We start from the raw sequence: 14,576 nt of genomic DNA on the forward strand, positions 1-14,576 counted from the left end.
TTATGCGGTGCTTAACGTTTCCCGTTTTTGTACCAGCCCAAGTGACGGCCATTGTCACCACGGTAGTTGCGACCATTATATTTATAATTGCTATTACGGTAGCCACGGCTGTCATAACGACGATCATAACGGTCGTCGTAACGGCGGTCATATTCGTCATCATAACGACGGTCTTCAGAGACTTTTTTACCCAGAACTGCACCACCCGCTGAACCTAGACCTGCGCCAATATACCCACCATTGGTACCGCCCATGTTTTTACCTACGGTATAACCACCAGCACCACCGAGTGCTCCACCAATGATTGCACCATTACGGTCACGTTTGTTGGCTGAAGCAGCTGCACCTGCACCACCACCAATGGCAGAACCAATCATCGCGCCTGTTTGTCCACCCATTTGGTTACCAATCGCGGCACCGACAACACCACCTAATGCAGATGTTAGTGCAGTATTGGTTGTATTACCTGCATATGTTGTGGTCATCGTTAATGCTGAAGCTGCAATTACGGTACTCATTAAAATTGATTTAATTTTCATTTTTAAACTCCTAAGAGCATGTCTATTTTGTCTTGATTTCACTTTAGCGAAACAAGTGGGAAGAATAATGAAGAGAAATTTTATCGAAACCGTTGCTTTGGTAAGTGCTGTGTAACGACTCTTCGTATTTTCTACCAGTTTGGCTGATGTGTTGTTGCGTCTAAATCTGTGCCATAAAAAAGCACCCGAAGGTGCTTTCAATGACATCTTTACGATGCAGCTAATTAATGGTGTTTATGTTTTTTCTTCCATTTTTTACCATGGTAAGAGTCATACTGTTTATCTTTTGAGATTTTGTTGCCGAGTGCTGCACCGCCCGCTGCACCTAATGCAGAACCCACGTAGCCACCATTGGTTCCGCCCATGCTTTTACCTACGGTATAGCCCGCACCACCACCGATCGCACCGCCAATAGCAGATTCAGTACGATGACGTTTGTCACTTGCAACTGCTGCACCACCTGCACCACCAAGTGCTGCGCCAATAGTTGCACCAGTTGTGCCGCCCATGTTTTTACCAATTGCTGTCCCTGCAACACTACCTAAAGCACTGGCTGCTGCAACGCGAGTTGTGCTGTCTGCATACGCAGTTGCAGTAAACATAGATGCCGTTGCTAATGTTGCTGAAATTAAGAGTGTATTAAGTTTCATGTGTTTCTCCATGTCCAACATTGGTTGAACTGTCTTACTTTTTTCGATGTGGCTAATGTAACAAAAAGATTCCAGTTAATTGTGGAGAGTTAAAACTAAATTGAAACCCGTTGGTTTCTTGTTTGTATCAGTTTTATTACAAATGTGAATAAGCAGAATGAAATTTATCCAAAACCGTGCAAATGTGGATAAACCTAGGAGTGATGCAGTTCACACTCTGAATTTTGAGCTGAAATGACCTATTTAAAAAATGTATATGAAATAAGCTGTTTTGCATTTTTTAAGCGTTAGTAAGTGCATAAACACGCTTTAAAAGTGTATCAATCTACTGAGGCGTATAAAGTAAACGTCGCTCAGGATTGAATAAAGATGTTCTTTGCGTGATAGAGCCGTTAAACTAAGCGCAAATTTTTTGGTGCTGTGAAACTGTATTGCAGCCTTTATATTGAGATATTTTCCTAATGAAAGAATCGTTACGTTTACGATTAGATCAACTTTCTGACCGTCACGAAGAATTAACAGCATTACTTGCAGATGTAGAAGTCATTTCGGATAACAAACGCTTTCGTCAGTTGTCACGTGAACATAGTGATTTAAGTGAAATCGCAGAAGTGTGGACCAAGTACAAACAAGCAGAAGCTGATATTGAAACGGCTGAAGCGATGCTGTCAGATCCTGATTTTAAGGAAATGGCTGTTGAAGAAATTAAAGAAAATAAAGCTATTATTGCGTCTTTAGAAGCTGATTTAAATATCTTAATGATTCCGAAAGATCCAAATGATGCGAACTCTGCATATTTGGAAATTCGAGCGGGAACAGGTGGTGATGAAGCCGCTATTTTCTCGGGTGACTTATACCGCATGTATAGTAAGTACGCTGAATCACAAGGCTGGCGTATTGAAGTGTTGTCTGAAAATGAAGGCGAACACGGTGGTTATAAAGAAATCATTTGCTTGGTGAATGGTGAAGGCGTTTACGGCCGCTTGAAGTTTGAAAGTGGCGCGCATCGTGTACAACGTGTACCTGCAACAGAGTCTCAAGGTCGTGTGCATACTTCGGCGTGTACCGTTGCGATTTTGCCTGAAATTGATGTCGATACAACGGTCGAGATTAATGCATCAGACTTACGTATTGATACCTACCGTGCCTCAGGTGCGGGTGGTCAGCACATCAACAAAACCGATTCGGCTGTGCGTATTACCCACATTCCAACAGGAACCGTGGTGGAATGTCAGGAAGAACGTTCACAACATAAGAACAAAGCCAAAGCGATGGCTTTACTTGCTTCACGCTTGGAAAGTGCAAAACGTGCAGCAGCTGATGCAGCAACTTCTGAAATGCGCCGTGACTTGGTTGGCTCGGGCGATCGTTCAGAACGTATCCGTACCTATAACTACCCGCAAGGTCGTATGACCGATCACCGTATTAACTTAACTTTATACAAGTTAGACGCAGTTATGGAAGGCGATTTAACTGAACTATTAGATAGCTTACATCGTGAATATCAAGCAGATCAGCTTGCGATGCTTGCACAGCAGAATGGTGGATAATGAATATTGCCCAAGCTTTGGCTTTACGTGGTGAAGCCGAGAGTTACGAACGTCAAGAGAACGCATGGTTGTTGGAACACATTACCAAAATTGATTCTTTCGATTTGGTTATGAAAAAAGATCAAGTGCTGACCGATGAACAAGAGCAAGCATATGTTACTGCTTTGGCACGAATCGAAGCAGGTGAACCTTTGGCCTATGTGACAGGTTCACAGCCGTTTTGGACATTGGATCTGATTGTCACTCCTGACACTTTAGTACCACGTCCAGATACCGAGGTACTGGTAGAAACTGTATTACGTTTAGACTTACCTGAAGATGCCCGAATTGTCGATTTAGGTACGGGGACGGGTGCGGTTGCGCTTTCGTTGGCCTGTGAACGGGACACATGGGACATCACGGCGACCGATATTTATGAGCCAACTTTAGCCGTTGCGCAGCAAAATGCAGAAAAGCATGACTTAAATGATGTGACTTTTGTGTGTGGCAGTTGGTTTGCACCGCTAAATCGAAAGTTTTTTGATGTGATTGTCTCGAACCCGCCGTACATCGATGCCGATGATGCTCACATGCAAGACTTAGCAACTGAGCCTGAACGTGCTCTAGTTGCTGCGGATCATGGTTTGGCTGATTTAAAAGTCATTATCCAGCAAGGCAAAAAGCATTTAACCCTCGATGGTTGGGTGGTGCTTGAGCATGGTTATGATCAAGCTGACGCTGTACAGAAAATCTTTAAAGAGGCGGGCTATAAACAAGTCCGGACTGTGAAAGATTATGGTGGGAATGACCGCGTTACATTAGGGCAGTGGACACAATAATTTCATTGTTCCCTCCAAAATAAAAGCGCATTCGATGCGCTTTTATTTTTTCTACCTTATGTTCCAAATACGTCACGCCAACGCAGGAGCCAAGTCTCAATGGCCTTCATGATGCTATCACTGAGTTTTCCGAGCACGGCTAGAAGAATAATTGCTAAGATCACAATATCGGGGCGTGAAGTTTCTCGGCCATCACTCAGTAAGTAGCCAATGCCTTGTGTTGCTGCAATGAGCTCTGCGGCAATCATAAACATCCATGCCAAACTTAAACTGTTGCGCAGTCCCGTTAAGATCCCCGGAGACGCTGCAGGCAAAATAATCTGTTGTACTTGCTGCCAGTATTTCAGCCGATAGACTTGTGTAACTTCGATGAGCTTACGATCGACACCTTTAATAGCCGCGACCGTGTTGGTATAAGTCGGAAAAAATGCGCCAATCGCAATCAAGGTAATCTTCGATGCTTCATCAATTCCCAGCCACAGTAAAAGTAGAGGAATCCAAGCTAAACTCGGGATGGATTTAATCGCTGAAAAACTGGGTTCTAAAAACGCTTCAACCTGTTTATTGAGTCCCACCAAAATCGCAAATATTAAAGCCAGGGCACTCCCAATAAAAAAGCCTAAAAACACTCTCCATGTACTGGTCCAGACATGCATCCATAAATCTGCCTGCCATAAATCTAGAAAGGTTTGCCATAGACTACTGGGGGCAGGCAATAAATAAGGTTCAATAAAACCTGCACGGACCAGATATTCACAAGCAATCAGTAAGAGCACTGGAAGGGTGATCGCTTTGAGAACACTCTTCAATTTCAACTGAAATGAGGAACTCTTTTTCACTACAATAGGGCTGAAAGAGCTCGCGACTGACTTGGTCATTATTTGCTTACAACCTTTTGTGCATATTGTGGTTTAAACAACTGAGTCACGATTTGATTAACATTGGTGCCTTTACGGACTAAGTCTTCTTCATTTAAAATGCCGCCAGACTTTTGTAATTCGGCAATCTGTTTGGCTGACGGAATGTTTTGATCAAAGTTGGTACGGCTTAATTGTAATTTTGCGACATTCAACGGAAGTTTGGACTCACGTGCCAGTAACTCCGCCAATTTCTCTGGATTAGCTTTGGCCCATTTACGTGCTTGCTCATAAGCTTTAATCACTGCTTCAATGGCTTCGGGACTTTGCTGAGTAAAAGACTCTTTGACACTGAGTACGCTATAGCTGTTAAACCCAATATTTCGATACAACAGTTTTGCGCCAGATTGCACTTGTGCCGATGCCATCAATGGATCTAAGCCTGCCCAAGCATCGACTTGACCACGTTCTAAAGCTGTTTTTCCATCTGGATGTTGTAAATGAACCAGTTGAACATCACGTTTATTTAGACCCACTGTATCCAGCGCTTGTAAGGTAAATAGAAATGGATCTGTGCCTTTGGTTGCGGCAATTTTTTTTCCTTTTAAGTCTTTTAGGCTTTTAATTTGGGAGTTTTTAGCAACCACCAAAGCAGTCCATTCAGGTTGGCTTTGGATATAAACGGTCTTGATTGGACTGCCGTTGGCACGACTGAGTACGGCTGCAAGTCCAGCGGTTGAAGCAAAATCGACACTGCCGCTATTTAAATATTCCAGCGAGCGGTTACTGCCTTGGCTAAACACCCATTTAATTTCAGTTTTAGGTAAGGCTTTTTCTAACAGTTTTTGTTCTTTCACCACAAGGCTGGTTGGTGCGTAGTAGGCATAATCGAGTTTGAGCGTGTTTGGAACAGCGGCATGGGTATAAGTGCCGATCAAACCTAAAATCAGTGAAGTGCTCAGTAGTTTAAAGTTTTTCATTTTGCATCATTTAAATAAGTTCATTTGTGAGTTCTTTTAACCTGATGTATGCGAAAAATAAAAAAAGAAAAATGGATAACAAAATACTAAATTGAAATAAGTAGATAATCTTGATTTAAGTGTCTGAATTTTAATAAGTATGTTGAGCTTTGTGTAGTTTTTGGAGTATAGAATAACTTTAAAAAAGCATAGAATAATTTCTTCTTATATGAAGATTGCATAACTAAATCATTCATTTTGAATGTAAAAAAGCGACTGTAATAGTCGCTTTTTTAAGGGCTTGCAAGTTTACATAGGATAGTCTTGTAAGCTGTCAAACACTTCAACTTGCTCTAAAGCATCTGTTTCAAGTGCAAGACAAAGTGTCACAATTTTCTTTAGATCAGCTAAATATTGTTCATCTTTAAACGATGCACCTAACTGCAGGGCTTGAATACGGTCAGCGCTAATATCCAACGCTTGAGCAGCTTCAATCGCATTAACTTCATTAAAAAATGCAGTAACAGCATGATTTAATTCAAGGTCTGATGCATTGAGAATACCTTGATCCAGTTGCTCTTCAAATTGTGGGGTAGGAGACTGCAAAGCTTGAGTAAAGTTTTGCACCAGACGTTGATCGAGAACATCAATCATTTTAAGCATGTCATAACCTTTAAAAGAAATAAGGTGATTAAACAGGGGGAGTACAGCCAGAAAATAAGCATTAAAGAATGCTTTAAAATTGGTTGAAAAATAATCCATTTTGGAACTTTTTGCAAATAGATTCCGATAAATGAAAGATGGATTTGTTAAGTAAATGAAAAGATTAAATTTATTAAATTGAGAGCATGTTTACATTTTACACTACTGTTGCAATGGTCTCGGATCGATCAAAAGAAGTATTCAATGCGGACTATCGAGGGACTTCAATTGAAAAGTTATTGGAATTATTTTTAAAGTATTGAAAAGTAATAACTTGTTAATATCTTTGTTGCAATGGTCTTTATTTTACGCATCACTGATGCGAACTCAAAACATTGTGGAATTGCAATTTATAAGGACATGCTAAAGCAACATGAGGTATATCACCTTGCTTTAGCTGTCTTTGTTTGATGTGGAGAATGATGAACGTTTAAGCCACTAGTTAAAGTGCTTTTGCCTCAGTTGTTCTAGACGGAGTTGATATTGCTGCTGCCATGCAATTTCAGCTAAGTTTTGTTTTTGCTGGTTCATTTCTTGGTTGAGAGCAGCAAGTTCAGATTGATAACTGGCGATCTGTTGTTGTTGTCGAGCGACTTGTTGTTCGCGTTCAGCCAACTGCGCCGCTTCTTTGCCTGAAAAGTAGCTGTTACGAATTTGTTGGGTAATTTCTTGCTGTTGTATTGGGTCGGTGACGCCAATTAAAGCCAATTTAAGGGCTTTATCATAACTACCACTTTGACCATCAATATTTTTGCTCGGGTTTTTATATTGTTGCTGTAGTTGTGAAAGTTCACTCAGCCGTTGTTGTAAGGTCATGTGTAGTGCGCGGCTCAAGAGCTCACCATAAGCAAACTGATAGCTGGCAAACTCTTTTTCTTCAGCAAAGCCGAGTTGTGTTTCTTGCTTACCTAAAGTCTGTTCGCGTAAGTTCCAAATCTCCTGATAACGCTGTTGCGGTGTCATTTGTGTGGACATGGTTTTAGCTTGCATTTCTTTTTCGTACAGTGGTAGGCGTTCTATCAATTGTTTTAAAGTCTGGGCAAACTGTTGATCTGGATATTCGGCCAGTACCTGTTTTAATAACGCCTGACAGTTGGTATCAGGGCAGTTTTGCTGTAACTGGTTTAAGAATTGTGTGATATTGCCCGGATTTTTTTGAAAATGTTGAATGATTTGTTGGATGGATTCTTGTTGCTGTTGTTGCTGCATTTTTGACTCGTCATTGTTTGCAGCGGCAAGCTTCTCTTGCAAACTGCTGGGTTGAGCAGTCTCTGTAAGGGACGGTGAGGATGCCTGAGTTTGACCCGATGTGGCATATGATGAGCCAAGGCCCAACCATATCACCACACCGATCACCAATACACTCAGCACCAAAGCGATAAGCCCAAAGCGCTTCATTGTTCTTCCTTATGGGTTGTATTGGAATTGACCCATTACTGGGAAGTGGTCAGATAAGTCCCAAGTCATAAATACAGGGTCGGCAGCCGAGCGAAGAATGCGGACATCATTACGTGCTTGCATAGGCTGACGGTGGTTATTGGATGACACCACGTAGTCTAAATACTCTACGGTAGAGCCACCCGTGAGTCCTGCACCTGCGAGTTTATTCACTCGTGGATCGAAGGTCGATGCGGTATATCCTGTGCTGACTGGTACTGTACAATTCAAGTTAATTTGCATTTGCGCATAATCTTGCGGCCACAGGAGTTTGTTGACATTAAAGTCACCGCCCATGAGCACTGCATCAAATGATGGAATATTTTGCTTATCGACCAAAGCGCGGATTTGCTTAAATTGTTGCTGGCGCATATCACGTGCCGCGTCGGTATCAAACGATGCGGTATGTGTGGAGGTCACATGATAGGCTTTGCCATTCTTGAGAATTTCAGCATAAATCACGCCTTTATCGGCAAAACAGTCAATCCCTGTACAGCTCGGGTAAATAAAATGATCCGTTTTTACAATTGGATGGCGACTTGCAACCAATATGCCGCTGTCATAGATATTGAAACCTGAACCGATTGGAATATAGGTTTGGTACGGATATTCCTGCGCTAATTTGGCCAACATGGCGGTACGACCAGAAGCAAAGGTTTCTTGGAATAAGATCGCGTCGTAGCCTTTTAGGTTTTGCGGCAGTTGCTCTAAACGCGAATCAATTTTACTTCCTACTAAAGGAAGCGCATAAATATTGTAGGTTAAAACTTTAAACTCATCAGCACTGCTGGCGACGGGTTCTGGCACGGTATTTTGATGGATAGTGTAGTGGAAGTCGTCATAACCACCAGTGTACTCAGCTTTAAACGCAGTCTGTGCCGTTTTTCCTGCATAATTGGTGTTGAAGCGCTGAATGTTACGGTCGTTAAACCATGGTGCAGAAAAATCACTGCCAGATGCAGAGTGTTTAATATCACTGCCAGACCAAGTGCCGGTCATGGATTGCTTCAGGGTGACGCTTGAACCACCGCCTGTAATCACGGTATCAAAATTATAAGTCTGACCTGACTTTACCCCTGTATAACGGTTAAAACGCAGTACACGTTTGGTTTCATAAGGTGCAATTTGGGTGGCTTCTTGGGCCCATTGACTCCCTTGCGTTAAGGTGCGTGTACCGTGATGGTTAACATTAACGGAGACTGTTTCAGGGGTGGTATTGGTCACATAAACGTATGAGTCGGCTATCACTGGCTGACTGCACAGCAATAATAATAACCATCCGATATTTTTCATTAAGTTTTTATTTAATTGGGTGCTCATGTGTTCCCTCCATGATGTTTTTATTCAATATTGTGTAAAACAATATGACGAGATCACTATGGCAGGTAATTTTTTTAAGTCAGTGACAAAGTGCGACAGCGCCCTGATTTTCCGATGAATGAGCATCAAAAAATCAATTTAATTTATAAGCCCTGTTGACATTTTATTTGGAAAATCAAAACCAAAGCTAGAACAATAGAATGATAAGGTTTTACTTTAACGAGAGAATTTTATGGGTCGGTTATTTGTTATGTAGAAAGAGCAAGAGCGTTTCGTAGTTGCTTATACCAATCGACTGAAGTTAAGTATCCTTATTTTGACGATAAGCGCCAGGGCTGACCCCAGTCCACTTTTTAAAAGCACGATGAAAAGCACTCGGATCATGAAAATTGAGTTCAGTGCTAATGTCTTGTAATGATACTTGGCTGTTACTGAGCAGCTCAATCGCCATATCACGGCGTATATCATTTTTGAGCTGTTGATAACTGAAACCCTCACTTTTCAGTCGACGCTGAATAGTTGCCTCAGACATATTGAAATGATGGGCAATTTCAGACAGTTCAAGCCACTGTATCGGGGGGTCTTGCATTAAATAGCGACGAATTTGGGCACTGGTTGAATGTGGGTTTTTATAACGGGTCAGTAAAATATGTGGGGTTTGCTGAATAAATTGATACCACGATTTACTGTACTGTTTTATGGGCATTTTTAAATAATTGGCATCGAACTGAATATAGTTTTCAGCCATTTGATACTGGATATTTTCACAAAAACGAACTTTGTAGTCGATGTCATCTGTAGGTGCATCACATTTGAGTTGAATTTGATTCAAAATCACCCGTTGACCCACTAGCCAACACATTAGGGCATGAATCAGCATGATGTAAGTTGCGTAACTAAACATACGCTTGGGCTGTTGTCGTTCATAAATCACAATATAGGCATAATGCTCTTGCACCATGAGTTGACTGCTAAAGTCGTCTAGTACCAGATTCATAAACTGCAAAATATGCTGAATGGCTTGGTCCAACTGGGTGGTGTGTAATAGTGATTTAGATAAAAACTGAAAACTGCCACGGCGCATAGCATGGCGATCCATCCCAAAGAACTCATCATTCATCACATTGGCCAGTTCAGTCCAGAGCTGTGCATATTGATTGACTGAGACTCGTGCTTTTGTCGCACTTAACAATTCGCTATTGATGCCTGCATTTTTCAAAATATCAGCAACTGCATATCCCTGCTTTTCAGCTTCAAACAATGCTTCGTGTACCAAAGCAATTGAAATGGAATCTTTCTGGGCGTTTGCATGTTCCGATGCAGTCATAGTGGCTTCCATATTTTTATTGTGCATTTTGAGCATTGTCCAAAACCATCATGGAAGATGCAATATTTGGAAATTGTACTCAAGTGCTTCTGTGTTTACATTTCTTCTTAAGTCGTAGCATTCAATCATACAAGGAAAAATAAATGAAGATTCAAGGGAAGGTTTTTGTCGTCACGGGTGGAGCATCGGGTTTAGGTGCAGCAACAGCACGTCATTTGATTGAACAAGGTGCGAAAGTCATTTTGGTGGATATGAACCAAGCTTTAGGTGAAGAGCTACAGCGTGAGTTGGGTGAAAATGCTCAGTTTAAAAGCCTCGATGTTACTGATGAGCACGCTGTGCAAAGTTTCTTCCAAGAAGTCGAGGCTGAATATGAGCAATTGAATGGTTTGGTGAACTGCGCAGGTGTAGCGCCTTCAGCCAAAGTGTTGGGTCGTGATGGTATTCATGAGCTGGCGTTATTCCAAAAAGTATTAAACATCAATGTCTCAGGTACTTTTAATATGCTGCGTTTTGCTGCGCAGTTAATCGCGAAATATGAACCTCAAGCCGGTGAAGAAGAACGCGGAGTGATTGTGAATACAGCTTCGGTTGCAGCCTATGACGGACAAATTGGCCAGACCGCTTATGCAGCCTCTAAGGGCGCTGTGGTTTCAATGACTTTACCGCTGGCACGTGAACTAGCACGTGAGAAAATTCGAGTGATGACCATTGCTCCAGGCATTATGGAAACGCCAATGTTGAAGGCGATGCCGCAAAATGTACAAGATGCGTTGGGTGAAATGGTGCCATTTCCGAAGCGGTTGGCAAAACCTCAAGAGTTTGCTCAGCTTGTGGGGCATATTTTTGAAAATAGCTATTTGAATGGTGAAGTGATTCGTTTAGATGGCGCGATTCGTATGCAGCCTAAATAATCTATTTTGACTTGTGATCTTTGAGTTTATGACGGAGTCTTTGCTTCGATAAGTAAGGGCTTCTTATAACCTTCGGTTCGACCTACTTTTCTTTCGGGAAAAGTAGGCAAAACCATCTCCATTCGCAAAACCTGTTTTATTAAATTTACAGACTACTTTCTCGCAGAAACATTATCTTTTGAAAGGCTTTCAGGTTGCGAATGGGTCGCCGTGTATCAAATATTTATTAAATTTAATAACCTGAATAGAGAAGGGATACTCCATGCTTTTAAATGAAGAACAAAAAATGGTTCAGGATATGCTGCGTAGTTATTCGCAGGAAAAACTGAAACCAACTGCAGCTGAACGTGACAAAACCGCACAGTTTCCTGCGCAAGAACTTAAAGAGCTGGGTGAGTTAGGTGCTTTGGGTATAACTGTTTCACCTGAGTGGGGTGGTGCAGGCTTAGATTATATTTCACTGGTGGTGGCACTTGAGGAAATTGCAGCAGGTGATGGTGCTATTTCGACCATTGTCAGTGTGCAAAACTCACTGCCGTGTGGCATTACCCAGCGTTATGGAACTGATGAGCAAAAGCAGAAATATTTAAGCAAGCTTGCCACAGGTGAGTGGTTAGGGTGCTTTTGTCTCACTGAACCACAAGCAGGCTCAGATGCTGGAGCGTTGGAATGCAAGGCCGTTCGTGAGGGCGATGAATGGGTGCTGAATGGAACTAAACAATTCATTACCACAGGTAAGCATGCTCAAGTCGCTTTGGTTTTCGCAGTCACAGACAAAGCTGCGGGGAAGAAAGGCATTTCTTGCTTTTTAGTCCCAACCGATACCGAAGGCTATATTGTCTCTCGTATAGAAGAAAAGATGGGGCAGCACTGTTCGGATACGGCAACCATTGTTTTGGAGAACTGCCGCATTCCTGCTGATCATTTGCTAGGTGCTGAAGGCGAAGGTTATAAAATTGCGCTTTCAAATTTGGAGTCGGGACGCATTGGTATTGCTGCGCAATCAGTGGGCATGGCTCGCGCCGCTTTAGATGCTGCGGTTGAATATGCCAATGACCGTAAAGCCTTTGGTGTTGAAATTGTACAACATCAGGCAGTTGCTTTTCGTTTAGCCGATATGGCGACGCAAATTGAAGCTGCACGTCAGTTAATTTTCCATGCAGCCACTTTGAAGGATGCAGGATTGCCGTGTTTAAAAGAAGCCTCTATGGCCAAACTGTTTGCCTCAACCATGGCGGAGCGTGTTTGTTCTGATGCGATTCAAATTCATGGTGGCTATGGCTATGTTTCAGATTTTCCTGTTGAACGAATTTATCGGGACGTCCGTGTGAGCCAGATTTATGAAGGAGCGTCTGATATCCAGCGTCTTGTCATTGCACGTGAAGTCACCAAGGTTTAAGTCGACTTAGTTTTAGACCTTGGTCGATGTTCAAAGCCTGCATTTTCATTGAGGGATTTGGAAATTGTAGGCGCATTTAAAACATGGTTATCTAGGTACAGCGGTTAAGTACAGTCATTAAATAGAGCAACTGAACCGCTCTAAGTTTTCAAATAATATGGGACTGACAATGAGGTCAGTTCAATGCTTAAAACGATAAAGAATATGGACGGCCAAAGTGGATTTGGTCTTAAAAAATGGATAATGCGAGGTTGTCGTGATGAAGACATTAGAACAAGCCCATCAAGAATTTAACTATGATCAACTGGTTCAAGAACAACTGGTAGGCCAACCCAATGCAGTGAATGCTTATATTGAGTGCTGTCAGCGCTATGTCGGGCTGCAAAAAACAGCACTCATTTGGGAAGGAAAAAATGGCGAGTCAGAGCAATGGAGTTTTGAACAGCTCGATGTTGCCTCAGCTCAGTTGGCAAATTATTTTAAAAGTAGTGGGATTCAAGTGGGTGACTGTATCGCAGGGCTGTTACCGCGTACGCCTGAGCTGTTGATTACGATTTTAGCCACATGGCGGATCGGTGCGATTTATCAGCCTTTGTTTACTGCTTTTGAGTCGAAGGCGATTGAACATCGAGTGTTAACTGCAAACACCAAATTGATTGTAACCAATGCAGAGCAACGTCCAAAGCTAAATCATGTTGAAGTCAAACATATCCTGACTGTGAATGCAGGAACAAACTTAACTAGCAATGAAGCTGATTTTTGGCAGGAAGCAGAACAACATTCCGATCAATGTGAAGCTGTTTTACGTAGCTTTGATGATGATTTCCTGATGATGTTTACCTCAGGCACCACCGGTTTGGCGAAATCCGTGCCTGTTCCTTTAAAAGCAGTTTTGGCTTTTAAGGGCTATATGCAACATGCAGTCGATTTAAGAGAAGACGATTCATTTTGGAATTTAGCTGATCCGGGTTGGGCTTATGGGTTGTACTATGGCATTACAGGACCGCTCAGCTTGGGGCATAGCATCATTATGGATGAGCGCGCATTTAGCGTCGATCATGCGGTTGAAGTCATTAAAAAGTATCGCATCAGTAATTTAACAGGTTCGCCTACAGCTTTTCGGATGTTCTTTGGTTTTAAAGAAAAGTTTGATCCTTCCATTAAAACCCACCTACGTGCTGTTAGTAGTGCGGGTGAGCCTTTGACCCCAGAAGTGATTCATTGGTTCAATAATGATCTGAATGTCAACATTTATGACCAATATGGACAAACTGAGTTGGGCATGGTGATTGCCAACCATCATGCACTGGAGCATGAGAAAAAAGTCGGCTCGGCAGGCTTTGCTAACCCCGGACACCGCTTTGCTGTACTTGATGCGAACCACCAAGAAGTGAAGTACGGCGAAATTGGAACGTTGGCGATAGACTTTAGACAGTCACCACTGACATGGTTTAAGGGCTATGGTGGCAATAATCGTAAGTCCTTTGTGGGGCAGTATTATTTAACAGGTGATACGGTCAAGCTGAATGAAATTGGAGGTATCGACTTTATAGGTCGTGCTGACGATGTCATTACAACGTCAGGCTATCGAGTCGGGCCTTTTGATGTCGAAAGTACCTTACTTGAGTGTGCGGAAGTACTCGAGTCAGCTGTGATTGGTAAGCCTGATCCAGAGCGCACTGAAGTGGTGAAAGCTTTTGTGGTACTAAAGCCACAGTACCAAGCCTCTAAAGAGTTGGATAGCAAACTCCAAGCCTATGTGCGTTCACGTTTATCTAAACATGCGTATCCGAAAGAAATTGAGTTTGTTGAAAGCTTGCCAAAAACGTCGAGTGGAAAAATTCAACGTAATTTGCTGAAACAGCAAGAAGTGGCAAAGATGCAAACTTTACAAGCTGCCATTTAATTTACAAATAAAAGGGTCTTAAAGAAAAAGCCAGTCAGTTCTAAATAGACTGGCTTTTTCTTTTAACCGTTTATAGTGGTATGTGATTTGTGGAACACCGCTCGAAATATAGCTAGAGATATAAATAGCCTAAGTAAATTAAAATAGGCAACTAGTATGATTCAATCTCCATTACTTAAAAATGATAAAGTTGAGTCA

At 42.1% G+C, this 14,576-nt stretch carries 13 protein-coding genes; 5 read left to right on the forward strand and 8 right to left on the reverse strand.

The window, feature by feature from the left end; all coding sequences use genetic code 11:
* Window positions 1-11 precede the first annotated feature (11 nt).
* Complete coding sequence (locus ACFN7Z_RS06060; protein ID WP_010327030.1) at window positions 12-539, reverse strand: hypothetical protein; 528 nt, start codon at window positions 537-539, stop codon at window positions 12-14.
* A gap of 224 nt (window positions 540-763) precedes the next feature.
* Entirely contained in the window at window positions 764-1,189 is a 426-nt protein-coding gene (locus ACFN7Z_RS06065) for a glycine zipper domain-containing protein (protein ID WP_010327029.1), read from the reverse strand.
* A gap of 461 nt (window positions 1,190-1,650) precedes the next feature.
* Between ACFN7Z_RS06065 and prfA the strand changes: the two genes are divergently transcribed.
* A complete protein-coding gene (gene prfA, locus ACFN7Z_RS06070; RefSeq protein ID WP_010327028.1) occupies window positions 1,651-2,739 on the forward strand; it encodes a peptide chain release factor 1 in 1,089 nt (362 codons plus the stop codon).
* Window positions 2,739-3,557, forward strand: coding sequence for a peptide chain release factor N(5)-glutamine methyltransferase (gene prmC / locus ACFN7Z_RS06075; RefSeq protein WP_010327027.1), 819 nt, complete (start codon window positions 2,739-2,741; stop codon window positions 3,555-3,557). Before prfA ends, prmC begins: the two co-directional genes overlap by 1 nt.
* 56 nt (window positions 3,558-3,613) lie before the next feature.
* On the opposite strand, the gene ACFN7Z_RS06080 is transcribed toward prmC, so the two are convergent.
* The 6 genes from ACFN7Z_RS06080 to ACFN7Z_RS06105 all read right to left on the reverse strand — a co-directional run bounded on the left by ACFN7Z_RS06080 (window position 3,614) and on the right by ACFN7Z_RS06105 (window position 10,159).
* Complete coding sequence (locus ACFN7Z_RS06080) at window positions 3,614-4,435, reverse strand: ABC transporter permease (protein WP_395442595.1); 822 nt, start codon at window positions 4,433-4,435, stop codon at window positions 3,614-3,616.
* Entirely contained in the window at window positions 4,435-5,394 is a 960-nt protein-coding gene (locus ACFN7Z_RS06085; RefSeq protein WP_094148157.1) for an aliphatic sulfonate ABC transporter substrate-binding protein, read from the reverse strand. Before ACFN7Z_RS06085 ends, ACFN7Z_RS06080 begins: the two co-directional genes overlap by 1 nt.
* A gap of 288 nt (window positions 5,395-5,682) precedes the next feature.
* A complete protein-coding gene (locus ACFN7Z_RS06090) occupies window positions 5,683-6,036 on the reverse strand; it encodes a hypothetical protein (RefSeq protein ID WP_029575052.1) in 354 nt (117 codons plus the stop codon).
* A 477-nt stretch (window positions 6,037-6,513) separates the two neighbouring features.
* Window positions 6,514-7,473: a hypothetical protein gene (locus tag ACFN7Z_RS06095; protein WP_010327023.1), complete on the reverse strand. Its 960-nt coding sequence runs from the start codon at window positions 7,471-7,473 to the stop codon at window positions 6,514-6,516.
* A 9-nt stretch (window positions 7,474-7,482) separates the two neighbouring features.
* Window positions 7,483-8,805 (reverse strand): sphingomyelin phosphodiesterase, encoded by a 1,323-nt coding sequence (locus ACFN7Z_RS06100; protein ID WP_228127606.1) that lies wholly within the window; start codon window positions 8,803-8,805, stop codon window positions 7,483-7,485.
* Between the two features lie 328 nt (window positions 8,806-9,133).
* A complete protein-coding gene (locus ACFN7Z_RS06105; protein WP_029575051.1) occupies window positions 9,134-10,159 on the reverse strand; it encodes an AraC family transcriptional regulator in 1,026 nt (341 codons plus the stop codon).
* A 143-nt stretch (window positions 10,160-10,302) separates the two neighbouring features.
* Here ACFN7Z_RS06105 and ACFN7Z_RS06110 point away from each other — a divergent pair, with 143 nt between their 5' ends.
* The 3 genes from ACFN7Z_RS06110 to ACFN7Z_RS06120 all read left to right on the forward strand — a co-directional run bounded on the left by ACFN7Z_RS06110 (window position 10,303) and on the right by ACFN7Z_RS06120 (window position 14,378).
* Window positions 10,303-11,073 (forward strand): 3-hydroxyacyl-CoA dehydrogenase, encoded by a 771-nt coding sequence (locus tag ACFN7Z_RS06110; RefSeq protein ID WP_395442596.1) that lies wholly within the window; start codon window positions 10,303-10,305, stop codon window positions 11,071-11,073.
* Between the two features lie 262 nt (window positions 11,074-11,335).
* Window positions 11,336-12,472: an acyl-CoA dehydrogenase family protein gene (locus tag ACFN7Z_RS06115; RefSeq protein ID WP_010327019.1), complete on the forward strand. Its 1,137-nt coding sequence runs from the start codon at window positions 11,336-11,338 to the stop codon at window positions 12,470-12,472.
* Between the two features lie 259 nt (window positions 12,473-12,731).
* Entirely contained in the window at window positions 12,732-14,378 is a 1,647-nt protein-coding gene (locus ACFN7Z_RS06120) for an AMP-binding protein (RefSeq protein ID WP_010327018.1), read from the forward strand.
* The last annotated feature ends 198 nt before the right edge of the window (window positions 14,379-14,576 follow it).

It is taken from the genome of Acinetobacter sp. P1332 (assembly GCF_044057475.1).
GTDB classification, from domain to species: domain Bacteria; phylum Pseudomonadota; class Gammaproteobacteria; order Pseudomonadales; family Moraxellaceae; genus Acinetobacter; species Acinetobacter johnsonii.

Bases quoted from the DNA above. Each gene is read 5' to 3' on its own strand.
- ACFN7Z_RS06115 (WP_010327019.1), top strand. From the start codon at position 11,336: ATGCTTTTAAATGAAGAACAAAAAATGGTTCAGGATATGCTGCGTAGT.
- ACFN7Z_RS06090 (WP_029575052.1), bottom strand. From the start codon at position 6,036: ATGCTTAAAATGATTGATGTTCTCGATCAACGTCTGGTGCAAAACTTT.
- ACFN7Z_RS06105 (WP_029575051.1), bottom strand. From the start codon at position 10,159: ATGACTGCATCGGAACATGCAAACGCCCAGAAAGATTCCATTTCAATT.
- ACFN7Z_RS06060 (WP_010327030.1), bottom strand. From the start codon at position 539: ATGAAAATTAAATCAATTTTAATGAGTACCGTAATTGCAGCTTCAGCA.
- ACFN7Z_RS06065 (WP_010327029.1), bottom strand. From the start codon at position 1,189: ATGAAACTTAATACACTCTTAATTTCAGCAACATTAGCAACGGCATCT.
- ACFN7Z_RS06100 (WP_228127606.1), bottom strand. From the start codon at position 8,805: ATGAAAAATATCGGATGGTTATTATTATTGCTGTGCAGTCAGCCAGTG.
- prmC (WP_010327027.1), top strand. From the start codon at position 2,739: ATGAATATTGCCCAAGCTTTGGCTTTACGTGGTGAAGCCGAGAGTTAC.
- ACFN7Z_RS06080 (WP_395442595.1), bottom strand. From the start codon at position 4,435: ATGACCAAGTCAGTCGCGAGCTCTTTCAGCCCTATTGTAGTGAAAAAG.
- prfA (WP_010327028.1), top strand. From the start codon at position 1,651: ATGAAAGAATCGTTACGTTTACGATTAGATCAACTTTCTGACCGTCAC.
- ACFN7Z_RS06120 (WP_010327018.1), top strand. From the start codon at position 12,732: ATGAAGACATTAGAACAAGCCCATCAAGAATTTAACTATGATCAACTG.
- ACFN7Z_RS06095 (WP_010327023.1), bottom strand. From the start codon at position 7,473: ATGAAGCGCTTTGGGCTTATCGCTTTGGTGCTGAGTGTATTGGTGATC.
- ACFN7Z_RS06085 (WP_094148157.1), bottom strand. From the start codon at position 5,394: ATGAAAAACTTTAAACTACTGAGCACTTCACTGATTTTAGGTTTGATC.
- ACFN7Z_RS06110 (WP_395442596.1), top strand. From the start codon at position 10,303: ATGAAGATTCAAGGGAAGGTTTTTGTCGTCACGGGTGGAGCATCGGGT.